Below are 20588 nucleotides of genomic sequence, written 5' to 3'. Positions count from 1 at the left end.
CAGCTGCCGGTCAAGGGTTCAATGCCGCTCCAGCGCATTCACCAGGTCATGGAACGCTTCACGGTTATGGTCGTTGAGCCCCATGAGGATCTTGTGCGCTTCAAGCACTTTGATTCGCACCACTTCTTCGGACTGATCCTGATCAGGCAGGTCGTCCAGGCACTCCGGGCATGGCACGGGCTGGTCAACGATGTTGAACACTTGCTCGAAGCCCATGGACTGCAGCAGACGGGTGATGTCTTCGTGGGTGGTGACGACGGTCGGCAGCAGGCCGACCTTTTGCCGCGAGAGAATCGACAGCTTGGCCAGAAGGCCAAGGGTGGTGCTGTCGATGCTGCGGGTTTCAGTCAGGTCGATCACGATGGTGTTGAAATTCAACGCCGTGAAGATCCGATCAATAGTCGCATCCAACGCCGAACACAGGGTCAGGCGAACTTCACCGACGAACTTGAGGACGAAGGTGCCGTCCTGCTCGGCGAACTGGATTCTACCGGTACTCATTAAAGATTCCTGCTCAACACCAACAGGGCGATATCATCCGGCATCTCCCCTAGCGTGGCCAATCCAAAAACCTGCCGCAGACCATCCAGGCTGCCGCCCGCCGCCTTGACCCGTTGGGGCAACGCAGCTTCTTTTTCTTTGAGTGTGGGTTCTGGCAAAAGGTCCAGAATGCCATCAGACATCAGCGTCAAGCTGAAGGTCGGCGGCAGTTCCAGCACGTGGTCTTCGTAGGTGGCTTCGTTGAAGAGGCCCACCGGCAGGCCACGTCCTTCCAGATAACGAACACTGTCGGGTGTGTACAACACTGGCAACGGCAAATGACCACCGATGCTATAGGTCAACAAACCTGTCTCCTCGTCGATGACTCCACCGACCATTGTGACGTGTTTGCCCAGCTTACAACTGATCAGGCCCCGGTTGATATGACCAAGAACCTCTGAAGGCTTGAATTCCGGCAATGTACCGCTGCGCTTGGACTCGAACAGCAGGCGCGTGGTCATGAACTTCAACAGCACGGTGACGAAGGCCGAAGAGGCGCCATGCCCGGAAACGTCCGCCAGGTAGAACGCCACCCGGCGCTCGTCGACGCGGAAATAGTCAACGAAATCACCCGACAGGTACAGCGACGGGATGATCTGGTGAGCAAACTTGAACTCGTCGATGGTCCAGGGGCTGACCGGCAGCATGTTCATCTGCACCTGGCGACCGGCGTTCTGGTCTTCCTGGAGCAGGTTCAGGCTGGCGGCGAGCTCACGGTTGGCCTTTTCCAGCTTCTCGCGGTAGCGCTGGTTTTCCAGCAGCAGGCGCGCACGATCCAGGGCCCGACGCACAGAGTGCTCGAGCACAGCCAGATCTTCGAGAGGCTTGATCAGGTAATCCGCTGCGCCCAGGCGCAACGCTTCGACCGCGTCGTTCATCACACCGGCACCCGACACCACGATCACCGGTGTTTGCGGCGCCAGCTCGGTCACTTGGCGGATGAGTTCGAGCCCGCCCATCTGCGGCATGCGCAGATCGCAGATGACCAAGTCGGGCTTGTCTTGCTCGAATACCTGAAGACCCTGCTGGCCATTGCTGGCCTGCAAGACGCTGAAACCACTGTCTTCCAAATAGGCGGCGAGGCTCGCGCGCACTACTTCGTCATCATCGATTATCAGCAGCGTGGCACTGGTTTTTGGCATGTGGGCAAACGGCGCCAGAATTAGGTTGGCGTAGCGGCTCGGGTTTTGGCCCGGCTCAAACTACTGGATTCGCTTTCTAGCCTCTCTGTCGCACCGTTTTCGAGCATTCGCCCTACACACATGTACACCAGAGGTGCCCTTCTAAGGCGCAGACGGTACTCCCATCCGCGAGGCGTTTCAAGCTCACGCCGATGGTCGCTTGACGTCTACACTTGTCAAATCACCGGGAGTTATAAGAACCGTCAAAACCGTAACCCAATGGAAGGATCAAGCCCATGAGTCAAACCCGTCGAGACTACAGCGAAAAGCGCGATTACATCCGCATGCGGGTCGATGCCGATGTGTCGCTGATTCATGAGGGAGATGAGGTGCCAGCCGTCTGCATCGACCTTTCCAGCAGTGGCATGCAGCTACAGGCACCGCGTTCTTTCAAGGTAGGAGACCGACTCAGTGTGCGTATCGAATCCGACCACGCCGCGCTGAAGGGGCTCGAAGCCGATACCGAAGTGGTGTGGGTGAAGGAACAGGACGCTGGAAGTCAGAAACTCGGCCTTACAATCTTAAAGATGAAGTAACGGCTCTCCAGACAAAAAAGCGGCCGAAACAGGCCGCTTTTTTGTTTGATCGGTCAGGATTTAAAAATCATCTTCGACATGACCGTCCTTGACCTTGAATTCGCGGTTCTGCAAGTACGCGTTACGGATGAAGATGTATTTGTCGCCAGTGATCAACTTCTCGCTCGACAGCAGGTTGGCACGGGTGTCGGTGACATCCAGCGCGTAGAACGAGTTACGCACCGGCACGTCGTTCACATAGCGGTAAGCGCCGGTGTAGGTGTCGATGAATTTCGACGGCGCATCACGCAAGGTGCTTGGACCGAAGAAGGGCAGCATCACGTAAGGACCACTGCCTACGCCCCAATAACCGAGCGTCTGGCCGAAGTCTTCATCATTGCGATGCAAGCCCATCTTGGTGCCGACATCGATGAAACCCAACACGCCGAAGGTGGTGTTGAAAATCAGCCGCGCCGTGTCGACACCGGCGGCGGCCGGCTTGGCTTGCAACAGGTCGTTGGCCAGGTTGCGCACATCACCGATGTTCTGGAAGAAGTTATGAATGCCGTCTTCGACAAACTGCGGCGTCACATACTGGTAGCCCTTGGCCAAAGGCTTCAGCGCGTAGGTATCGAGCACATCGTTGAATTTGTAGATCGGACGGTTGATGCTTTCCCAAGGGTCGTCTTCCGAAGCTGCCTGGGCAACGAACGGTACCAGCAACGCGCTGGCGCACACACAAAGCTGAGCGAGATGATTGCTCCAGCGCATAGAAAACTCCTTGGATTGTACGGTCACCGGGCGCATTGGCCCGGCGCAAAGAGCGTTAGTATAAGATGGAAAGGCTGTTTTAGGCAGCATCGGGCCAGTCGGACCGCAGATGATTTCGCATCGATTGTGGCCATTCACATCCATGTCACTCAACTGTCACCGTCGTCGCCTAGCCTCGAGGCTATTTCAGGGACGTTGACATGCCGCACGCTGAAACCTCGCCTCAACCTGCGCCAAGCCTCACCGCCGTGCTGTTCGGCCTCAGTGGCTGCCTGGTGGATTTCGGTGCCCGTGCGCGCCTGAACGGCGGTCATGCGGCCGAGCACGCCGAGGCCACGCCCGGCGCCCTGGAGAGCCTGCGCAGTTTGCAGCATCTGCAAATTCCTTGCGCCTGGCTCGATGAATTGCCCTCCGCCCTCAGCCATCCCCTGGCCGCCGCCCTGCCGGAATGGATCAAACCTTCGCAACACCCCGCAACAATCAATCCTTGGCCGGCGCCGCATGCCTGCTGGCAAGCGTTGATGGCGCTGAACGTCGAAAGGCTGGATGGCTGCGTGCTGGTCAGCGGTGAACCGCGCTTGCTGCAAGCGGGGCTCAATGCCGGCTTGTGGACGATTGGCCTGGCGTCTTGCGGGTCGCTTTGCGGCATGTCACCCACCGAATGGCAGGCGTTGACACCTCAGGAACGGGACCTCAAACGCGGCAAGGCCACAATGCAGCTCTTCGCCCTGGGCGTGCATTCGGTGATCGATCACTTGGGCGAGCTCGGCACCTGCCTGGCCGATATCAGCCTGCGCCGGCTCAAAGGCGAAAAGCCCTGATCGAGATCATGCAGGTTAGGCGCGAGTGGATTAATCTAAAGGTCAGCCATAGACCTTTGGCGCGCCCTCGCGGTCTATGCCAGTGCCTATCGATAAAAGGAAGAACGCCATGCCTGCCCGCGAACTGCAAGAACAGCTCAATGCCCTGCGCGAGCAATTGGAACAGAATCCTCCGCTGACAGAAGCCGAGCGCGAAGACCTGCACGCGCTGATGCAACAGATCCAGCTTGAACTTGAACTCGAAACCAAGACCAAGGATGTCAACCTCGCCGACGGCGTCAATCTGGCGGTGGAACGCTTCGAACTCGAACACCCGACCCTGGCCGGCACCCTGCGCAACATCGCGCAAGCCCTGGGTAACATGGGGATCTGAAAAAACCTTGTGGGAGCGAGCTTGCTCGCTCCCACATCAGGGATTCATTGACGAACCAGACGATGGTTCGGCAACTGCACTTCTTCAGTACTGCGATACGGATTGATATCCAGTCCGCCACGACGAACGTAACGCGCATAAACCGTCAACTTCTCCGGCTTCAGCAAGCGCTGCAGGTCAAGGAAGATGCGCTCGACGCATTGTTCGTGGAAGTCCGAGTGCTGACGGAAGCTGACGATGTACTCCAGCAAGCTCGCATGATCCAGTGCCGCGCCACGGTACTCCACCGCCACGCTGCCCCAGTCCGGCTGACTGGTGACTGGACAATTGGACTTGAGCAAATGACTGTGCACGCTTTCTTCGACTATTCGGGTCTCGTCGCAACGCAACAGTTCCGGACGCGGATGCTCGTAGTTGCTGACACTGATATCCAGCTCATCGATACACACACCGGGCAACGCCACGACACCTTCGGCCTCGACATCTTTCAGGCTGCGAATACGCACGCCGACCGGTTTGCCGGCTGCGGCGGACAGGTCTTTGACCAGCGTCGCCTCAAGGCTCGCGGTATCGGCGAACGGGGTCTGGTTCAGGGAATTGAGGTACAGCTTGAACGACTTCGACTCGATGATGTTCGGCGAATCTGCCGGAATGCTGAACTCAGCGATGGCCACCACCGGCTTGCCGGACGGCAACAGCCACGACAGTTCAAAGCAGTTCCAGAAGTCCACGCCCTTGTACGGCAGGGTTTCAGCCGTCAAACCCAGCTCGGCCCACTTCGCGGTACGCGGAATCGGGAACAGCAAGGACGGCGTGTAAGTGGCGATGTATTCGCTGGATTTGCCCAGCGGCGAGTGTTCGGCTGCGGGATGCATGGCGGAAACCTGACTGAAGAATCAGCGGATTCTATCAGCCTTTGCTCCCGCCTTTGAGTGCTTACTGACTGACTGTCAATTTGCCTACCATGCCGGCCTGGTAATGGCCGGGGACGTTGCAGGCAAATTCCAGGTTGGCGGCTTTGCTGAAGGTCCAGGTCAGCTCGGCGGTCTTACCCGGTTCGACCAGTACACTGTTGGGATCGTCGTGCTTCATCGTATGCCCTTGTGAGGCGTGATCCATTCCGGCCATCGAACCGTGATCCATGCCCATCATGCCCGTAGGCGTCATCATGCCGCTTTGCTGCATCTGCAACATTTCCTGCTGGTGTTGGGCATGCATCGCCGCGTCACCGAGGTTGAACTCGTGCAGTAATTGACCTTTATTCACCAGGACAAAGCGAATGGTCTCCCCGGCCTTGATATCGATGGCCTTGGGAGTAAACGACATGTCGGCCATCACCACCTCGACGGTGCGGGTCGCCGTGGACGCCGGTGCCGGTTGGCCGAAATCATAAGTGCTCGCAGGCGCCGCCCACACCGGTGAGCTCAGCGCCAACACACAAGCGGCCAATGCCACAGATTTGCGAAAAAACATGGTCGTACTCCAACAAGATAAGGTTCAGCCTGTGGAAAACTCTAGACTGCTACCGCTGCCCACAACCTGACAGCCAGATTACAACTTTGTCAGCTTGGCCTGCCGCGTCGCCACCCACGGTATAAAGCTGTCGTTCCATTTAGCCCGAGTCGCCCATGAAACTGCTGATCGTCGAAGACCAACCGAAAACCGGCCACTACTTGCGCCAGGGCCTGAGCGAGGCCGGCTTCAACACCGAACTGGTGGCCGATGGCAGCACCGGCCAGCAGATGGCGTTGAGCGGCGATTACGCGCTGCTGATTCTCGATGTGATGCTGCCCGGTCGCGATGGCTGGCAAATTCTCCAGGCCGTACGCAATGCGGGCCTGGATACGCCGGTTTTGTTTCTGACCGCACGAGATGCTGTAGAAGACCGGGTTCACGGCCTCGAACTCGGCGCCGATGACTACCTGGTCAAGCCCTTCGCCTTTTCCGAACTGCTCGCTCGGGTTCGTAGCCTGTTGCGTCGTGGCAGCGCGACACCTCAGGAAACCAGCCTGCAACTGGCCGACCTGCGCCTGGACCTGATCCGCCGTCGGGTCGAACGCGGCGGCCAACGCATCGACCTGACCGCCAAGGAATTCGCCTTGCTGGAAATGCTCCTGCGCCGCCAGGGCGAAGTGCTGCCAAAATCACTGATCGCCTCCCAGGTCTGGGACATGAATTTCGACAGTGACACCAACGTCATCGAAGTCGCTATCCGCCGCCTGCGCCTGAAAATCGACGATGACTTCCCCAACAAACTGATCCACACCGTGCGCGGCATGGGTTACGTGCTCGAAGAGCGTCCAGCCTGATGCCGCGACTTTCACTGAGCAGTCGCCTGGCACTATTGTTCGCGGCGTGTACGGCGGTGGTGTCGCTGTTCGCCGGGGTGCTGTTCAGCCGTGCCAGCGAGGCGCACTTTGTTGAGCTCGATCAGCAGTTGCTCGACGGCAAGCTGATTGGCCTGCGGCGGGCGCTGCAAGACATTCAGTCGCGTGAAAGCGAAATCAAACTGGCCGATGAATTGAGCCGCCAGGCCGATCTCTCACTGCGCATCACCGGCAGCGACGGTCGGCGCTGGTATGACAGCTCGGCGAGTCTGCCCGATCAGCTTCCGCAACAACCGGGGTTGTCGACCGTCAACGATGACGGCACCGACTACCGCGTGCTGAACGCGCCCTTGTTTGAAGGCAAGCCCGATTCGCCGCAACTGACCCTGCTGCTGGACATCACCCATCACCAGCACTTCCTGCAACGCATGCAGCACTTGATCTGGCTGACCGTCGGCCTGTCGGCCCTGGCCACTGCCCTGCTCGGCGCCTGGGCAGCACGCAGCGGGTTGCGACCGCTGCGACGCATGAGCGCGATAGCCAGCGGTGTTTCAGCGCACTCGCTCAACGCCCGCCTGCCGGAAGAGCGCATGCCGCCAGAACTGGCGGAAATGGCCCACAGCTTCAACGCCATGCTCGGACGCCTCGACGACTCCTTTCAACGGCTTTCGGCGTTCTCCGCCGACATCGCCCATGAACTGCGCACACCACTGTCGAACCTGCTGACCCACACCCAAGTCACCCTCACCCGCCCTCGCCCCATCGAGGACTACCGCGAAGCGCTGCACAGCAACCTCGAAGAACTGCAATGGATGGCGCAATTGGTCAACGACATGTTGTACCTGGCGAAAGCCGACCACGGATTGTTGATGCCCAAGCGCGAGCCGCTGGAACTGGCGCAAGAAGCCGATATGTTGCTGGAGTTTTTCGCACCGCTGGCCGAGGACGCCCGGGTGACGTTAAGCCGAGTCGGTGGCGGGCACCTGGAGGGCGATCGCAGCATGTTGCGCCGGGCGCTGTCCAACTTGCTGGACAATGCGCTGCGGTTTACCCCGGCCGGTGGCGACGTTCGGGTGCAGATTGTCGATCAACCCAAAGGCTTGAAACTGACGGTGGAAAACAGTGGGGCCGAGATTTCCGAAGATTTGTTGCCGCGCCTGTTCGATCGCTTCTATCGGGCCGATCCGGCGCGCCATGAAGGAAGCAGTGAACATGCGGGATTGGGATTGGCGATCACCGAGTCGATTGTCCGCGCCCATGGCGGGAAGATTCATTGCGAATCGGAAAACGGCTGGACGCGGTTTGTGATCGAGTTGCCGAAGGGAGATTGAGGCCAGCAGGTCTGGCCTCATCGCGAGCAAGCTCGCTCCCACCGTTTTTTTGCACTCACATAATCTGTTTACGACGCAGCCCCTGTGGGAGCGAGCTTGCTCGCGATGGCGGTGTAACTGCTTACGAATAGCGTAGAGCGTGAGCCGGCTCAATCTTCGCCGCACGCCATGCCGGGTATACCGTTGCCAGGAAGCTCAGAACGAACCCCGCCGAGCAGATCAACAGAACATCACCGCCCTGCAACTCGGACGGCAGGTTGCTGACGAAATACACGTCGGAACTGAAGATGTGCTGTCCGCTGACCCGCTCGATCCAGCCCACCATTTCACTGACGTTCAACGCGGCGATCACGCCGAGTACGCCACCGATCAGGGTGCCGACAATCCCGATCACCGTGCCCTGCACCATGAAGATCGCCATGATCTGACGCGGCGTGGCGCCGATGGTGCGCAGGATCGCGATGTCTGCGCCCTTGTCGTTCACCACCATGATCAGGGTGGCGATGATGTTGAACGCCGCCACCGCGACGATCATCAGCAACAGCAGGCCGATCATGGTTTTTTCCATCTTCATCGCACTGAACAGGCTGCCCTGGGTGTGGGTCCAGTCGTCAGCCTTGTAGGCCGTGCCCAGCCCCGTGGCGATGTCGCTCGACACCTGTGGCGCGGCGTACAGATCCTTCACCGCCAGGCGCACGCTCTGTACCTGATTCGGCGCCCAATGCTGCATTTGCGCGGCATCGGCCATGTGGATCAATGCCATCGTGCCGTCGAGCTCGGCGCCTACCTTGAACACACCGACCACGTTCAAACGCTGCATGCGCGGCGTGATGCCACCCGGTGCATTGCTCACCTCCGGCACGATCAGGGTGATCTTGTCGCCCACGTTCAAACGGAAGCGCCGCGCGGTGATTTCGCCGATCACCACGCCGAACTCACCCGGCTTCAAGGCTTCGAGGCTTCCCTGGACGATGTGCTTGGCGACGATCGACACCTGGCCTTCCAGCGCCGGATCAACGCCGCTGACCTGGATCGGCTGCATCGTGCCCTTGTAGGACAGCATGCCTTCCATCTCCGTGAACGGTACGGCGGCCGTGACTTCGGGGTTTTTCATCGCAGCAGCGGCCACGGGTTGCCAATCATCGATAGGGTTTACACCGACGATGGTGGCGTGCGGCACCATGCCGAGGATGCGCGAGCTCATTTCGCGCTGGAAACCGTTCATCACCGACAACACCACGATCATCGCCAGCACGCCCAGGGCGAGGCCGATCATCGAGGTCATCGAGATGAAGGAAACAAAGCGATTGCGGCGCTTGGCGCGGGTATAGCGCGTGCCGATAAAGATCGATAACGGTCTGAACATTCGCTGGGGCACCGTATAAAAATAAAAGACCCGACGTGCTTTTCAGTCCCGCCGGGTTTCAGCCAATCAGATAGGCGTCAGACAGCCTTCCTGCAATTGCAGGACGCGATCCATCTGGCGGGCCAGGTTCATGTCGTGGGTCACCACCAGGAACGCCGTGCGCATCGAGGTGCTGAGTTCCAGCATCAAATCCTGAATCCCTTCGGCGGTGTGCGAATCGAGGTTGCCGGTCGGCTCGTCGAGCATCACCAGGCCCGGGTTGTTCACCAGGGCGCGGGCGATGGCCACCCGCTGGCGTTCACCACCGGACAACTCGGCCGGCTTGTGCTCCAGGCGATGACCCAGCCCCACCCGCTCCAGCAACGCCGTTGCACGCTTGCGCGCCTCCGGGATCGCAGTCTTGCCGATCAGCAGCGGCATGCAGACGTTTTCCAGCGCGGTGAATTCAGGCAGCAAGTGGTGGAACTGGTACACGAAGCCGAGCACGCGGTTACGCAGCAAGCCACGCTTCTTCTCGCTCAGCGCCGAGAGTTCTTCGCCGTCGAGCCAGACACTGCCCTGAGTTGGCGTATCGAGGCCGCCCAGCAAATTGAGCAAAGTACTTTTGCCCGAACCCGATTTGCCGACAATCGCCACGCGCTCGCCCGGATGCAGCTCCAGCTGCAGCCCGGCCAGCACCTCAACCGACTCCGGGCCTTCCTCGTAGGATTTGCCCAGGTTGCGGCAGCTCAAGATTGCTTTATCACTCATGCCCGACTCACTCATAACGTAGCGCCTCCGCAGGCTGGGTGCGCGCGGCACGCCAGGCTGGATACAGGGTGGCGAGGAAACTCAGGACCAACGCGGCGGCGCAGACCATCACTACATCCTGGCTCTGCACCTGCGACGGCAGGTAATCGATGAAGTACACGTCGGCGTTGAGGAACTTGTGCCCGATCAGGCCTTCCAGCGCCGAAATCGCGGCGCTGACGTTCAGCGCGGCGAAGATCCCGACCACGGCGCCGATGGCCGTACCGACCACGCCAATCACCGTGCCCTGCACCATGAACGTGCGCATGATCGTGCCAGGCGTGGCGCCGAGGGTACGCAGAATCGCGATGTCACCCTTCTTGTCGTTCACCACCATCACCAGCGTGGAAATGATGTTGAACGCGGCCACGGCGACGATCAGCAGCAACAGCAGGCCGATCATGGCTTTTTCCATGCGGATCGCCTGATACAGGTTGCCGTGGGTGCGGGTCCAGTCTCGGGCGTAGTAACGGTCTTCGCCAAGCTCGCGGGCGATGCTCCACGCCGTGCGCGGCGCCTGGAACAGGTCGTCGAACTTCAGCCGCAAGCCCTGGACCTGGTCCGGCTTCCAGCGATGCAACCGCGCCAGGTCCTGCAGGTTTGTGATGCCCAGGTAACCGTCGAGCTCGCCGGCGCCGACATGGAAGATGCCGACCACGGTGAAACGCTTCATGCGTGGGAACATCCCGGCGGGGGTGACGGTGACTTCCGGCGCCACGAAGGTCAGCTTGTCGCCGATCGCCGCGCCGAGCTTGGCCGCCGCCTTGTCGCCGATGACGATGCCGAACTCGCCGGGCACCAGATCGTCGAGTTTGCCCTGCTGCATGAAGTTATCAATGATCGACACCTGGCGTTCTTGCGCCGGGTCGATGGCATTGAGCAGGACTTTCGAGACCTTGCCGTTGTTGGTCAGCAATCCCTGCATCTGGGTGAACGGCGCAACGGCCGTCACCTGCGGGTTCTGCCGGACCTTGGTGGCGAGGCTTTGCCAATCGCTGATCGGCTCGCCGGACTCGATGGTCGCGTGGGGCACCATGCCCAGCACGCGGGTGCGCATCTCATGATCGAAGCCGTTCATGACCGACAGCACCACGATCATCACGACCACGCCAAGGGCGAGCCCGATCATCGAGGTCAGGGAAATGAATGACACAAAATGATTGCGACGCTTTGCACGGGTATAACGCGTGCCGATAAATACGAAGAGAGGTCTGAACATGTCGGGGCTTGTTCGGAGGGAAAAGGAACGTCCTTGTGGCGGGGGTCGATAACCAGCTTTACACTCAGACCACCGCCGCTACCATGGGTTCGCCATGTCGACATTAGATGAAGAAGATCGCCGCGAATACTACCGTATCGAGGACACGATCGCACTGGAAATTCGGCCCCTGTCCGCTCCCGAAGCTGCAGGCCAGGAAGTGTTGCAAGATGCTTCCCCACTCTTCAACGTGCTCAGCGAACTGCACCTGAGCGAATTCGAGTCACAGCACCTGTTGCGCCAGATCAGCGAGCGTGACCGCAACCTCTCGGCGTTCCTGAAATCCCAGAACAAACGCATCGATTTGCTGAGCCAGGTGATCGCCATCACCGTGCTGGGGCAGATCGGCGAACCGCAGCCAGTGATCATCTCCGAAGGCGGAATCGACTTCCAGCATCCCACGCCCATTGATCCCGGGGCACACCTGTCGGTCAAACTGGTGCTGATGCCGCAAGCCCTCGGTCTGTTGCTGCGCGCTCGCGTCACCCATTGCGACCGCAAGGGCGACGGCTACGACGTCGGCACCGAATTCGAACACCCGACCGACGCGCAGCGGCAACTGCTGGCACGCTACATCTTGCAAAAGCAGGCCCAGGAACGACGCCTGGCCCGCGAACAACTCGAATCAGGCAATTAATTTAAGGAAGAACCGTGACCCTCATCTACGGCCATCGCGGCGCCAAGGGCGAAGCACCGGAAAACACCCTGACCAGCTTTCAGGAATGTCTCAAGCACGGCGTGCGTCGCTGCGAACTGGACCTGCACCTGTCCATGGACGGCGAACTGATGGTCATCCACGACCCGACCCTCAAGCGCACCACCGACCGGCGCGGCAAGGTGGTCGAGCACACGGCGGCGGAGCTGGTGACCTACGACGCGCGCAAGGGCGGCCCCGGCTGGATCAAGCCGTGCCCGATTCCGACCCTGGATTCGCTGTTCGAGCAATGCGATTTCGATCACTGGCAACTGGAAGTCAAAAGCGCCTCGCGCACCCGCGCCGCGACCACCGTGCTGGCGATTCGGGAAATGGCGCAACGGCATGGCCTGATGGACAAGGTGACGATCACTTCCAGTTCACGGGAAGTGCTGAAAGCGGCGCTGGACCTGGTGCCGGACGTATCCCGCGGACTGGTGGCCGAGTACGCCTGGCTGGACCCGCTTAAGGTCGCGGCAAGCTATGGCTGCGAGATTTTGGCGCTGAACTGGACCCTGTGCACGCCGGAGCGCCTGGAAAAGGCGCAGCGTCAGGGCCTGCATGTGTCGGTGTGGACCGTCAACGAGCCCGCGCTGATGCGCAGACTCGCTGACTTCGGCGTTGACAGCCTGATTACAGACTTTCCCGGTTTGGCCATCGCCACGCTCGAGAATTGCTGAAATCGGTCTCCCCGGCCGGCTCAGGCCACCGGCCGGAGCCGCTCAAAAAAGCCGGTTGAGGCCGTCGTACGCCGCTACCCGATAGGCTTCGGCCATGGTCGGGTAGTTGAACGTGGTGTTGACGAAATACTTCAGGGTATTGAGTTCACCCGGCTGGTTCATGATCGCCTGACCGATGTGCACGATCTCCGACGCCTGATAACCGAAGCAGTGCACGCCCAGCACTTCCAGGGTTTCGCGGTGGAACAGGATCTTCAGCATGCCTTGCGGCTCGCCGGCGATCTGCGCACGCGCCATGCTTTTGAAGAACGCCTTGCCCACTTCGTACGGCACCTTGGCCTGGGTCAGCTCTTGCTCGTTCTTGCCGATCGAACTGATCTCCGGAATGGTGTAGATCCCGGTCGGTACGTCATTGACGAAGCGCCAGCTGCCGTTGTCGACGATGCTGCCAGCGGCCGAACGGCCCTGGTCGTGGGCGGCACTGGCCAGGCTCGGCCAGCCGATCACGTCACCGGCGCCGTAGATGTTCGGCACGCAGGTGCGGTACGCCTCGTCGACTTCGATCTGGCCACGGCTGTTGACCTTGACGCCGATGTTTTCCAGACCGAGCTGATCGGTGTTGCCGGTACGGCCGTTGCACCAGAGCAAGGCGTCGGCCTTGATTTTCTTGCCGGACTTCAGATGCAGGATCACGCCGTTGTCCACGCCTTCGACGCGGTCGTAGTCTTCGTTGTGGCGGACCGTGATGTTGTTGTTGCTGAAGTGGTAGCTCAACGCCTGGGAAATTTCCGAGTCGAGGAAGCTCAGCAACTGACCACGGTTGTCCACCAGCTCGACCAGTACACCCAGACCACTGAAAATCGATGCGTATTCGCAACCGATCACGCCGGCGCCGTAAACGATCAGTTTGCGCGGGGTGTGGCCGAGGCTGAGGATGGTGTCGCTATCGTAGATACGCGGGTGATGGAAATCGATGTCGGCCGGGCGATACGGACGCGAGCCGGTGGCAATGATGATGTGCTTGGCCACCAGTTTTTCGACCACGCCGTTGGCGCAGACCACTTCGATGGTTTGCTCGTCGGCGAAGCTGCCGGTGCCGAAGAACACGTCGACACGGTTGCGGGCGTAGTAGCCGGTGCGCGAGGCGACTTGTTTGGAGATGACTTTTTCGGCGCTTTTCAGCACGTCCGGGAACGAGAACCAACGCGGCTCACCAATGGCCCGGAACATCGGGTTGGTGTTGAACTGCATGATCTGCCGGACCGAGTGACGCAGTGCCTTGGACGGGATGGTGCCCAAGTGAGTGCAGTTGCCGCCGACCTGGCGACGGCTATCGACCATCGCCACCTTGCGCCCTGCTTTGGCGGCGTTCATTGCCGCGCCTTCCCCCGCCGGGCCGGAACCCAACACCACCACGTCGTAGTTGTAGACAGCCATGCGTACTCCTCAGAACAGGCCGTGGCGCCATCGGCACCTGCGGCTAAATCACGCCAATCTGTGGCATGAAGGAACAATTTGGGGCCAGTGCAGAACCCGGACACAGTCTATAGAAGCGTCAACGCCGCGCACATTAACCCTTGGTCGCGTCGTAGGCTAGTTTTGCCTGCACTACAAAGCCAGTCTTCGGCGCTTGAAACGCCGTGATCATTTGGTTTTCCCGCCCGTGACGCGCTCAAAAGCGTGACTGGTGCGTGTGACGAAACCTGTATCGGCACGAATCACAAAAAATGCGCCGATATCGTGTTTTTCCGCGTAATCCCAACCGCGCTCCGGACCAAGAATGAGCAGCAGCGTCGATAAGCCATCGGCCATCAACGCAGAAGGATGAATTACCGTGACGGAGGCCAGGGCGTGTGTGATCGGTGTACCGGTGCGGGCATCGAAGGTGTGGGAATAGCGCCGGCCATCCTGCTCGAAATAATTTCGGTAGTCGCCGGAGGTGGACAAGCCTAAACCGTCGACGGCGACGATACGTTCGGCCACCTGTTGATCATCGCGCGGTTCTTCCAGGGCGATGTGCCACGGCGAACCGTCAAGCTTCTTGCCCGCGGCCTTGAGTTCGCCAGTGGCTTCGGCCAGGTAGTCGTGGATGCCCAGCGCTTCGAGTCTTGCAGCGATCGTATCGACCGCGTAACCGGCGGCAATGCTGTTGAAATCAACCTCGACTGCAGCGTCCTTGCACAGCTGATCACCCTCGATGCGCAGGTGCTGATAACCGACTCGCTGTCGCGCCTGCGCCAATGCCTGTTCAGCCGGGACTTTTTCCTCGCGCCCCTGTGGGCCAAACCCCCAAAGATTGAGCAGCGGTTCCACCGTCAGGTCGTAGGAGCCTTCGCTTTGCTCCGACAGTTGTTCACCCACGCGGATCAATTTGAGGATGGACGCGGGCATTTTCTGACAGCGATTGGCGGGCAAGTCGTTGAAGCGCGAGATATCCGAATCGCTGCGGTAGGTCGACATTTGCCGGTCGATTTCAGTGAGGATTTTTTCCACTTCGACACGGACATCTGCCGGTGCCGGAAGTCCGGCACGCCGCACGTACTTGATCGAATACGTGCTGCCCATGGTCGGACCGCCAAAGCTTTCCATGGAGTCGCCGTTGCCACAGGCGGACAACATGACGATCAGAGTCACAAGACCACATAGCCGCCCATTCAACAAACCCAGGATCTCCGACAGTCCATGGCACAACGCCAAGGCCAGCGATTATGCGACAGGCCCCGACATTTTTGCGCTGTGTGTCCCACTTAATTCGCTCCAGTGCGCCATTGGAAGCGTGTAATGGCAAAAACGTTTAAGCAGCAAGCTAATTAATGGTTGCCTATCCATATATCCACACATATTGTTACAAATGCTCGCCGAAGGTGCCCAGCCATCCCAGCGACAGGAAGGACGTTTCCAAATCATGGATTTCCAATAAGACAGCCAACAGCGAGTACGTTCTAATGTCCTCTAATACGGGCAAAGGCAAGGCGATTTTTCGCGTTGTCAGCGGTAATTTCCTCGAGATGTTCGACTTTATGGTCTATGGCTTCTACGCCACGGCCATTGCCAAAACCTTCTTCCCTGCCGATAGCGCCTTCGCTTCCCTGATGCTCTCGCTGGCCACTTTCGGGGCCGGTTTCCTGATGCGCCCGTTAGGGGCGATTTTTCTCGGTGCCTATATCGACCGCCATGGCCGTCGCAAGGGGCTGATCATCACCTTGGCCTTGATGGCCGCCGGTACGATATTGATCGCTTGCGTGCCGGGCTACGCGACCCTCGGTGTCGCCGCGCCGCTGGTCGTGCTGTTCGGTCGACTGCTGCAAGGCTTCTCGGCGGGGGTGGAACTGGGTGGTGTGTCGGTGTACCTGGCGGAAATTTCCACGCCAGGCCGCAAAGGGTTCTTCGTCAGTTGGCAGTCCGCCAGCCAGCAAGCCGCGGTGGTATTCGCCGGCCTGCTGGGTGTTGGCTTGAACCACTGGCTCAGTCCGGAACAAATGGGTGATTGGGGCTGGCGCGTACCGTTCCTGATCGGTTGCATGATCGTACCGGTGATCTTCGTGATTCGTCGTTCGCTGGAAGAAACACCCGAGTTCCAGGCCCGCAAGCATCGCCCTTCCCTTCGCGATATTGTCCGCTCGATCAGTCAGAATTTCGGCATCGTCATCGCCGGCATGGCGCTGGTGGTCATGACCACCGTGTCGTTCTACCTGATCACCGCCTACACCCCGACTTTCGGTAAAGCCGAACTGCACCTGTCGGACATGGATGCCTTGCTGGTCACCGTGTGCATCGGCCTCTCGAACTTCTTCTGGTTGCCGGTGATGGGTTCGGTGTCGGACAAGATCGGACGCAAACCCCTACTGCTGGCGGCGACGATTCTGGCGATTCTCACTGCCTACCCGGCACTGTCGTGGCTGGTGGCGAACCCGAGCTTCAGCCATCTGCTGATCGTCGAACTCTGGTTGTCGTTCCTCTATGGTTCGTACAACGGCGCCATGGTGGTGGCCCTGACCGAGATCATGCCGGTGGAAGTTCGTACAACCGGCTTCTCCCTGGCCTACAGCCTGGCGACGGCGACTTTCGGCGGTTTTACTCCGGCGGCGTGCACTTACCTGATTCATGTCCTGGACAACAAAGCAGCACCCGGGATCTGGCTCAGTGCCGCAGCGGTACTGGGGTTGATCGCGACACTGGTACTGTTCCGCGGCAACAAGCATGAACTGCGCACGGCACGCGCGTCAGTGGCTGGCGGCGCCTGACCGATCGATATCGCGGGCAAGCCCGCTCCCACAGAATTTGTGAACACCACAAAACCTGTGGGAGCGAGCCTGCTCGCGAAAAGGCCCTCAAATCACCTCACCGATCCGCCATCTTCAACGACTGACTCCACCCGCCTCCCAGCGCCTTGTACAACGTCACCTGGTTGATCTCCCGTGCCAGCTCCAGCTGTGCCCACTTCTGCTGCGCATCAAACAACGAACGCTGGGCATCCATGGTGGAGAAATAGCTGTCCATGCCTGCTTCGAAACGCAGGCGCGATTGCCGATAGGCTTCCTGGTAATCCCCCACCAGTTTTTTCTGGAACTCCACCTGCGTGAGCATTTCCTGCCGGGCATTCAAGGCATCGGCGGCTTCGCGAAAAGCGTTCTGAACCGTGGCCTCATAAGCCGCTGACTGACCGTCGAAACGCGCATGACTGGCGTCCACTTGCGCCCGTCGCCCGCCACCGTCGATCAACGGCAACGAGCCCGCCAGCGCCACCGACCAGAACTCGGCCGGCCCACTGAGCAAGCGGGAAAAATCCCCGCTCAGACTGCCCAGTGCCGACGTCAGGGAAAAGGTCGGGAAGTACGCCGTGCGTGCCGCGCCGATATCCGCATTGGCGGCACGCAATTGAGCCTCGGCTGACATGATGTCCGGCCGACGCTCAACCAGTGCCGAGGGTAATCCCGCCGGCACATCCAGTGTGGCCATCCGCTCACCGAGCGGCCCCGTGGGCAGCAGCCCCTCTGGCACCGGCTGCCCCACCAGCACCCGCAGTGCATTAAGGTTCTGTGCCACCTGCATGCGGTAAGTGTTGACCTGCACCGCCGCTGTGTTGGTTTGTGCGTCGGCCTGATGCACATCGATCCGGGCGCTGGAACCCAGGTTATAACTCTTGCGCAACAGCTGGCCGTAGCGGTCCTGGGATTGGTAGGTGTTTTGCGCGAGATCCAGCAAATGCTGATTGGCCTTCAGGCTCAACCAGGTGCTGGCGACTTCGCCGATCAGCGCCAGCCGCGCCGTTTGATAGTCCGCCTCGGACGCCTCGAAGCGCGCCCCCGCCGCATTGCGTTGGCTGCGCAGGCGGCCGAAAAAGTCCAACTCGTAAGACGTAAAACCCGCGGTGGCCTGAAAGGTATTGGCGATACTGCCGGCCGTGGCGCCCCCGCCAGGCGTGCGCACCAGCGGCGGCAGCTTGCTGCGCCCGGCATAAGTGTCGATGCCGATGGTAGGAAAAAGCCCCGACTCGGCACTGTCATAGCCGGCCCGTGCGACTTCGACGCTCGCCGCGAATTGGCGCAAGCTGCGGTTGTTGACCAGGGCCATTTCGATCAACTGGCGCAGTCGGTCATCGACCACGAAACCGCGCCAGTCTTTGTCGAACGCCTGCTTGCCGGCGCAACATTCACCAGCGGTGTTCGCCGGCCATTGTTGGTCGATCGGAGCATCGGGTTTTTCGTAGGTCGGTTCCAGCGAACAACCACCGAGCAACAGCAAAGACATGAAGCAAGACGTGGATAAGCAACGGTTCATGGCGCGCACCTACAAGCGTTGGCCGAGCAAAGCTCGCAAGGGAGAAAGAAGCAGTGTCCACAGGCTTGTGCGACTGACATTGAGCGACGGCAGAGACGGTTGACGCGAACGGACCCGGACCGGCCGCCAGCGCGCAGGCGAAACGTGGGACGGCAGATTGACCGGTTTCGGCGCACGCGGCGCCAGGCGCTTCTCCCCCAACAGGGAACGCTGCAGTAAGGTGCCAAAGGCCTGCGCCGGCTCTGCCTTGCTGACGACGTTGATGCTCGCGTCGCTGAACAACCGGGCAATCAGCTGGCGCCGCACGCCTTCGTCCAGGTCCGCAAACCTCAGGCCCAATCGGTCATCGCCGTGATTGCGCATGACTTCCACATCCAGCCAGCCCAACTTGTCGACCCACACCTGGCCGCACAGCCCCGGCTTGATCGAGGAAGCAAAGGCGCAGGTAAAGGACGTGCCACTCAGGGAAATGTCCACCAGGCGCCCCGGAAGGACTTTGCCGCCGAAGCGAAATCCGCTGGCCTTGTCGAATGGAAAACGCTCCTCGCCATGCAACCGTGGCCGGTCGACGCAGGCCACCAGCGTGGCCAGGTTGTAGACCAGCGCAACCACCGTCCAGCACAGGTTGAACATCATGTTGCCGTCAAACGAAGCCGCAGTGCTGATGGCGATGTACGCACCGATCTGCGAAAACGCCGTCAAGGCAAAAAAGAACCCGAACAACTTCCAGTGCACCATCGTGCGCGAGCGGTCGAGCCCCTTGGCGGTGACTTTGAACGGTCGCCCGAACGGTCGGACCATGGCGCTGGCAATGGTGGCCGTGACGGCCAGCGAGGCGACGATCTGCGTGACCTCGGTGAAAATCGGCAAGGTGCGCCGGTCGGTGACCCAGGTGCCATAACCCCAGAAGGCAATCAACGCCGGCATGCCGAAGGCCAGGAAGTCCGCCGGATTGGCGTAGAACCCGGCGATGCCGAAATACCAATAGAGCACCGGCGAAACCAGCATCATCAAAATGAACGGCTTGGAAAACCAGTGCATCAGGCCATGCACATAGTGCAGTCGGTCGTTGAGCGTGTAGCCGCTGCCGCGCAGCGGGCCCTCCTTGAGCAGTGCCACCTGGATCGTGCCCAGACACCAGCGCCCGCGCTGGTTGATGTACTCGGTCAGGCCCTCGGCGGACAAACCGATCGACAGGCGTTCGTTCAACCAGCGGGTGACGTAGCCTTTCTGCAACAAGCGGTAGGTCGTGTAGATGTCTTCGCACACCGAACCGGTAGGAAAACCGCCGACTTCGGTAATCAGATCGCGCCGCACCACGAAGGACGTGCCGACACAAAACGCCGCATCCCAACCATCTTTCGCCGGCTGGAACACATCGAAGAACACCCGCTGTTCATCCACCCAGCAGGCCGACGTGCCGAGGTTGTGCTGGATAGGATCAGGGTTGTAGTAAAACTGCGGCGTTTGCACCAGGCCTACCTTGGGGTCCTCGAACAGTCCCAGCGTGCGTAAAAGAATCGGTTGCTGCGGCGCGAAGTCGGCATCGAGCACCAGAATGTAAGGCGCATTGCTGGCGGCCGCCGACTGGCGCAAGCCGTTATTCAGGTTGCCGGCCTTGGCGTGGGAATTGTCGGGACGCCGCGCGTATTGCACGCCCACCTCGGCACAGTAATCGCGCAGCCAGTCGCGCCGGGTGTCGTCGAGTACCCAGATGGTGAAGTTCGGGTAGTCGATGGCCTGGGCGGCGATGATGGTTTTTTCGAGGATATCGAGGCCTTCGTTGTAGGTGGCGATGAAGATGTCCACCGCAGGCACCGCACTGCCTTGTGCACGCAGACGCCGCTCACCCGCATCGGCCGCTTTGCGGTGATCCGTGCGACAGAGCATCACGACAATCGAGAACAACGTGTAACCAATCGCCAGCATTTCGAAAAACAGGAAGGCGTAGGCCCAGACCGTGGCAAATCCGGAATGACCGTCGGGCAACGTGTCGCGAATTCGCCAGGCCGCGTAGTTGACCAGTAACAAGGCGGTGACCGCGCCGAAACCGGCCCGCGCGGCCCATTGATCACGGTGGGTCAGGCAGGTGAACAGCACCACCGCCGCCAGCGTCCAGAAATTGATTTGCAGCAGTTGCAGCGAGTCCAGTGCCTGCATG

The 20588-nt window shown here is 60.1% G+C and carries 20 protein-coding genes; 8 read left to right on the top strand and 12 right to left on the bottom strand.

Features of this window, described 5'->3' with window-relative positions; translation table 11 throughout:
* Window positions 1–18: 18 nt before the first annotated feature.
* The gene (gene rssC / locus ACVWYU_RS08305; protein WP_090318630.1) at window positions 19–501 is read right to left on the bottom strand and encodes an anti-sigma factor antagonist RssC; all 483 of its coding nucleotides are present in this window, start codon (window positions 499–501) and stop codon (window positions 19–21) included.
* A complete protein-coding gene (gene rssB, locus ACVWYU_RS08300; RefSeq protein WP_090318626.1) occupies window positions 501–1682 on the bottom strand; it encodes a two-component system response regulator RssB in 1182 nt (393 codons plus the stop codon). The genes rssC and rssB overlap by 1 nt, the downstream gene beginning before the upstream one ends.
* A gap of 275 nt (window positions 1683–1957) precedes the next feature.
* On the opposite strand from rssB, the gene ACVWYU_RS08295 reads away from it, so the two are divergent.
* Complete coding sequence (locus ACVWYU_RS08295; RefSeq protein WP_090318623.1) at window positions 1958–2257, top strand: PilZ domain-containing protein; 300 nt, start codon at window positions 1958–1960, stop codon at window positions 2255–2257.
* Between the two features lie 60 nt (window positions 2258–2317).
* On the opposite strand, the gene ACVWYU_RS08290 is transcribed toward ACVWYU_RS08295, so the two are convergent.
* Entirely contained in the window at window positions 2318–3007 is a 690-nt protein-coding gene (locus ACVWYU_RS08290) for an MlaA family lipoprotein (RefSeq protein WP_390955274.1), read from the bottom strand.
* A gap of 200 nt (window positions 3008–3207) precedes the next feature.
* On the opposite strand from ACVWYU_RS08290, the gene ACVWYU_RS08285 reads away from it, so the two are divergent.
* Both ACVWYU_RS08285 and ACVWYU_RS08280 read left to right on the top strand, forming a co-directional pair.
* Window positions 3208–3828 (top strand): HAD family phosphatase, encoded by a 621-nt coding sequence (locus ACVWYU_RS08285; RefSeq protein ID WP_390955273.1) that lies wholly within the window; start codon window positions 3208–3210, stop codon window positions 3826–3828.
* Between the two features lie 109 nt (window positions 3829–3937).
* Window positions 3938–4201 carry a DUF4404 family protein gene (locus ACVWYU_RS08280; protein WP_090318615.1) on the top strand — a complete coding sequence of 88 codons (264 nt, stop codon included), beginning with the start codon at window positions 3938–3940 and terminating at the stop codon, window positions 4199–4201.
* Window positions 4202–4245: 44 nt separating this feature from the next.
* Here the strand turns inward: ACVWYU_RS08280 and queF are convergent, their stop codons facing one another.
* Window positions 4246–5076, bottom strand: coding sequence for an NADPH-dependent 7-cyano-7-deazaguanine reductase QueF (queF, locus tag ACVWYU_RS08275; RefSeq protein WP_247254151.1), 831 nt, complete (start codon window positions 5074–5076; stop codon window positions 4246–4248).
* A 61-nt stretch (window positions 5077–5137) separates the two neighbouring features.
* On the bottom strand, window positions 5138–5674 hold the full coding sequence (copI, locus tag ACVWYU_RS08270) for a copper-resistant cuproprotein CopI (RefSeq protein WP_457372411.1): 537 nt from the start codon (window positions 5672–5674) through the stop codon (window positions 5138–5140).
* 155 nt (window positions 5675–5829) lie between these two features.
* Here copI and ACVWYU_RS08265 point away from each other — a divergent pair, with 155 nt between their 5' ends.
* Both ACVWYU_RS08265 and ACVWYU_RS08260 read left to right on the top strand, forming a co-directional pair.
* On the top strand, window positions 5830–6510 hold the full coding sequence (locus tag ACVWYU_RS08265; RefSeq protein WP_090318607.1) for a heavy metal response regulator transcription factor: 681 nt from the start codon (window positions 5830–5832) through the stop codon (window positions 6508–6510).
* Window positions 6510–7859 carry a heavy metal sensor histidine kinase gene (locus ACVWYU_RS08260; protein ID WP_457372410.1) on the top strand — a complete coding sequence of 450 codons (1350 nt, stop codon included), beginning with the start codon at window positions 6510–6512 and terminating at the stop codon, window positions 7857–7859. Before ACVWYU_RS08265 ends, ACVWYU_RS08260 begins: the two co-directional genes overlap by 1 nt.
* A gap of 121 nt (window positions 7860–7980) precedes the next feature.
* Here ACVWYU_RS08260 and ACVWYU_RS08255 read toward each other — a convergent pair whose 3' ends face one another.
* The 3 genes from ACVWYU_RS08255 to ACVWYU_RS08245 form a co-directional block, all read right to left on the bottom strand.
* Window positions 7981–9225, bottom strand: a complete 1245-nt coding sequence (locus tag ACVWYU_RS08255; protein WP_090318600.1) for a lipoprotein-releasing ABC transporter permease subunit — start codon at window positions 9223–9225, stop codon at window positions 7981–7983.
* A gap of 66 nt (window positions 9226–9291) precedes the next feature.
* Window positions 9292–9975: a lipoprotein-releasing ABC transporter ATP-binding protein LolD gene (gene lolD / locus ACVWYU_RS08250; RefSeq protein ID WP_457372409.1), complete on the bottom strand. Its 684-nt coding sequence runs from the start codon at window positions 9973–9975 to the stop codon at window positions 9292–9294.
* Window positions 9976–9982: 7 nt separating this feature from the next.
* On the bottom strand, window positions 9983–11233 hold the full coding sequence (locus ACVWYU_RS08245; RefSeq protein ID WP_090318594.1) for a lipoprotein-releasing ABC transporter permease subunit: 1251 nt from the start codon (window positions 11231–11233) through the stop codon (window positions 9983–9985).
* A 94-nt stretch (window positions 11234–11327) separates the two neighbouring features.
* Here ACVWYU_RS08245 and ACVWYU_RS08240 point away from each other — a divergent pair, with 94 nt between their 5' ends.
* Together ACVWYU_RS08240 and ACVWYU_RS08235 are read left to right on the top strand one after the other, a co-directional pair.
* Window positions 11328–11909, top strand: coding sequence for a PilZ domain-containing protein (locus tag ACVWYU_RS08240; RefSeq protein WP_090318591.1), 582 nt, complete (start codon window positions 11328–11330; stop codon window positions 11907–11909).
* A gap of 14 nt (window positions 11910–11923) precedes the next feature.
* A complete protein-coding gene (locus tag ACVWYU_RS08235; RefSeq protein WP_090318588.1) occupies window positions 11924–12646 on the top strand; it encodes a glycerophosphodiester phosphodiesterase in 723 nt (240 codons plus the stop codon).
* 42 nt (window positions 12647–12688) lie between these two features.
* On the opposite strand, the gene sthA is transcribed toward ACVWYU_RS08235, so the two are convergent.
* Both sthA and ACVWYU_RS08225 read right to left on the bottom strand, forming a co-directional pair.
* Window positions 12689–14083 carry a Si-specific NAD(P)(+) transhydrogenase gene (gene sthA / locus ACVWYU_RS08230; protein ID WP_007984277.1) on the bottom strand — a complete coding sequence of 465 codons (1395 nt, stop codon included), beginning with the start codon at window positions 14081–14083 and terminating at the stop codon, window positions 12689–12691.
* Between the two features lie 207 nt (window positions 14084–14290).
* Window positions 14291–15265: an FAD:protein FMN transferase gene (locus ACVWYU_RS08225; RefSeq protein ID WP_457372600.1), complete on the bottom strand. Its 975-nt coding sequence runs from the start codon at window positions 15263–15265 to the stop codon at window positions 14291–14293.
* A gap of 326 nt (window positions 15266–15591) precedes the next feature.
* Between ACVWYU_RS08225 and tcuC the strand changes: the two genes are divergently transcribed.
* Complete coding sequence (gene tcuC, locus ACVWYU_RS08220; protein ID WP_390955269.1) at window positions 15592–16890, top strand: MFS transporter; 1299 nt, start codon at window positions 15592–15594, stop codon at window positions 16888–16890.
* A gap of 97 nt (window positions 16891–16987) precedes the next feature.
* Here the strand turns inward: tcuC and ACVWYU_RS08215 are convergent, their stop codons facing one another.
* Together ACVWYU_RS08215 and ACVWYU_RS08210 are read right to left on the bottom strand one after the other, a co-directional pair.
* Complete coding sequence (locus ACVWYU_RS08215) at window positions 16988–18427, bottom strand: efflux transporter outer membrane subunit (RefSeq protein WP_390955268.1); 1440 nt, start codon at window positions 18425–18427, stop codon at window positions 16988–16990.
* A 9-nt stretch (window positions 18428–18436) separates the two neighbouring features.
* Window positions 18437–20587: a glycosyltransferase family 2 protein gene (locus ACVWYU_RS08210; protein WP_457372408.1), complete on the bottom strand. Its 2151-nt coding sequence runs from the start codon at window positions 20585–20587 to the stop codon at window positions 18437–18439.
* Window position 20588: the final 1 nt, after the last annotated feature.

The sequence above is a fragment of the Pseudomonas sp. TE12234 genome, from assembly GCF_054061835.1.
The sequence above is the reverse complement of the archived record's forward strand: the minus strand, read 5'-3'. Positions and strand labels throughout refer to the sequence as shown.

Coding starts and splice junctions, on each gene's coding strand:
- rssC (WP_090318630.1), bottom strand. CDS start 501: ATGAGTACCGGTAGAATCCAGTTCGCCGAGCAGGACGGCACCTTCGTC.
- rssB (WP_090318626.1), bottom strand. CDS start 1,682: ATGCCAAAAACCAGTGCCACGCTGCTGATAATCGATGATGACGAAGTA.
- ACVWYU_RS08295 (WP_090318623.1), top strand. CDS start 1,958: ATGAGTCAAACCCGTCGAGACTACAGCGAAAAGCGCGATTACATCCGC.
- ACVWYU_RS08290 (WP_390955274.1), bottom strand. CDS start 3,007: ATGCGCTGGAGCAATCATCTCGCTCAGCTTTGTGTGTGCGCCAGCGCG.
- ACVWYU_RS08285 (WP_390955273.1), top strand. CDS start 3,208: ATGCCGCACGCTGAAACCTCGCCTCAACCTGCGCCAAGCCTCACCGCC.
- ACVWYU_RS08280 (WP_090318615.1), top strand. CDS start 3,938: ATGCCTGCCCGCGAACTGCAAGAACAGCTCAATGCCCTGCGCGAGCAA.
- queF (WP_247254151.1), bottom strand. CDS start 5,076: ATGCATCCCGCAGCCGAACACTCGCCGCTGGGCAAATCCAGCGAATAC.
- copI (WP_457372411.1), bottom strand. CDS start 5,674: ATGTTTTTTCGCAAATCTGTGGCATTGGCCGCTTGTGTGTTGGCGCTG.
- ACVWYU_RS08265 (WP_090318607.1), top strand. CDS start 5,830: ATGAAACTGCTGATCGTCGAAGACCAACCGAAAACCGGCCACTACTTG.
- ACVWYU_RS08260 (WP_457372410.1), top strand. CDS start 6,510: ATGCCGCGACTTTCACTGAGCAGTCGCCTGGCACTATTGTTCGCGGCG.
- ACVWYU_RS08255 (WP_090318600.1), bottom strand. CDS start 9,225: ATGTTCAGACCGTTATCGATCTTTATCGGCACGCGCTATACCCGCGCC.
- lolD (WP_457372409.1), bottom strand. CDS start 9,975: ATGAGTGATAAAGCAATCTTGAGCTGCCGCAACCTGGGCAAATCCTAC.
- ACVWYU_RS08245 (WP_090318594.1), bottom strand. CDS start 11,233: ATGTTCAGACCTCTCTTCGTATTTATCGGCACGCGTTATACCCGTGCA.
- ACVWYU_RS08240 (WP_090318591.1), top strand. CDS start 11,328: ATGTCGACATTAGATGAAGAAGATCGCCGCGAATACTACCGTATCGAG.
- sthA (WP_007984277.1), bottom strand. CDS start 14,083: ATGGCTGTCTACAACTACGACGTGGTGGTGTTGGGTTCCGGCCCGGCG.
- ACVWYU_RS08225 (WP_457372600.1), bottom strand. CDS start 15,265: ATGTTGTCCGCCTGTGGCAACGGCGACTCCATGGAAAGCTTTGGCGGT.
- tcuC (WP_390955269.1), top strand. CDS start 15,592: ATGTCCTCTAATACGGGCAAAGGCAAGGCGATTTTTCGCGTTGTCAGC.
- ACVWYU_RS08215 (WP_390955268.1), bottom strand. CDS start 18,427: ATGAACCGTTGCTTATCCACGTCTTGCTTCATGTCTTTGCTGTTGCTC.
- ACVWYU_RS08210 (WP_457372408.1), bottom strand. CDS start 20,587: ATGCAGGCACTGGACTCGCTGCAACTGCTGCAAATCAATTTCTGGACG.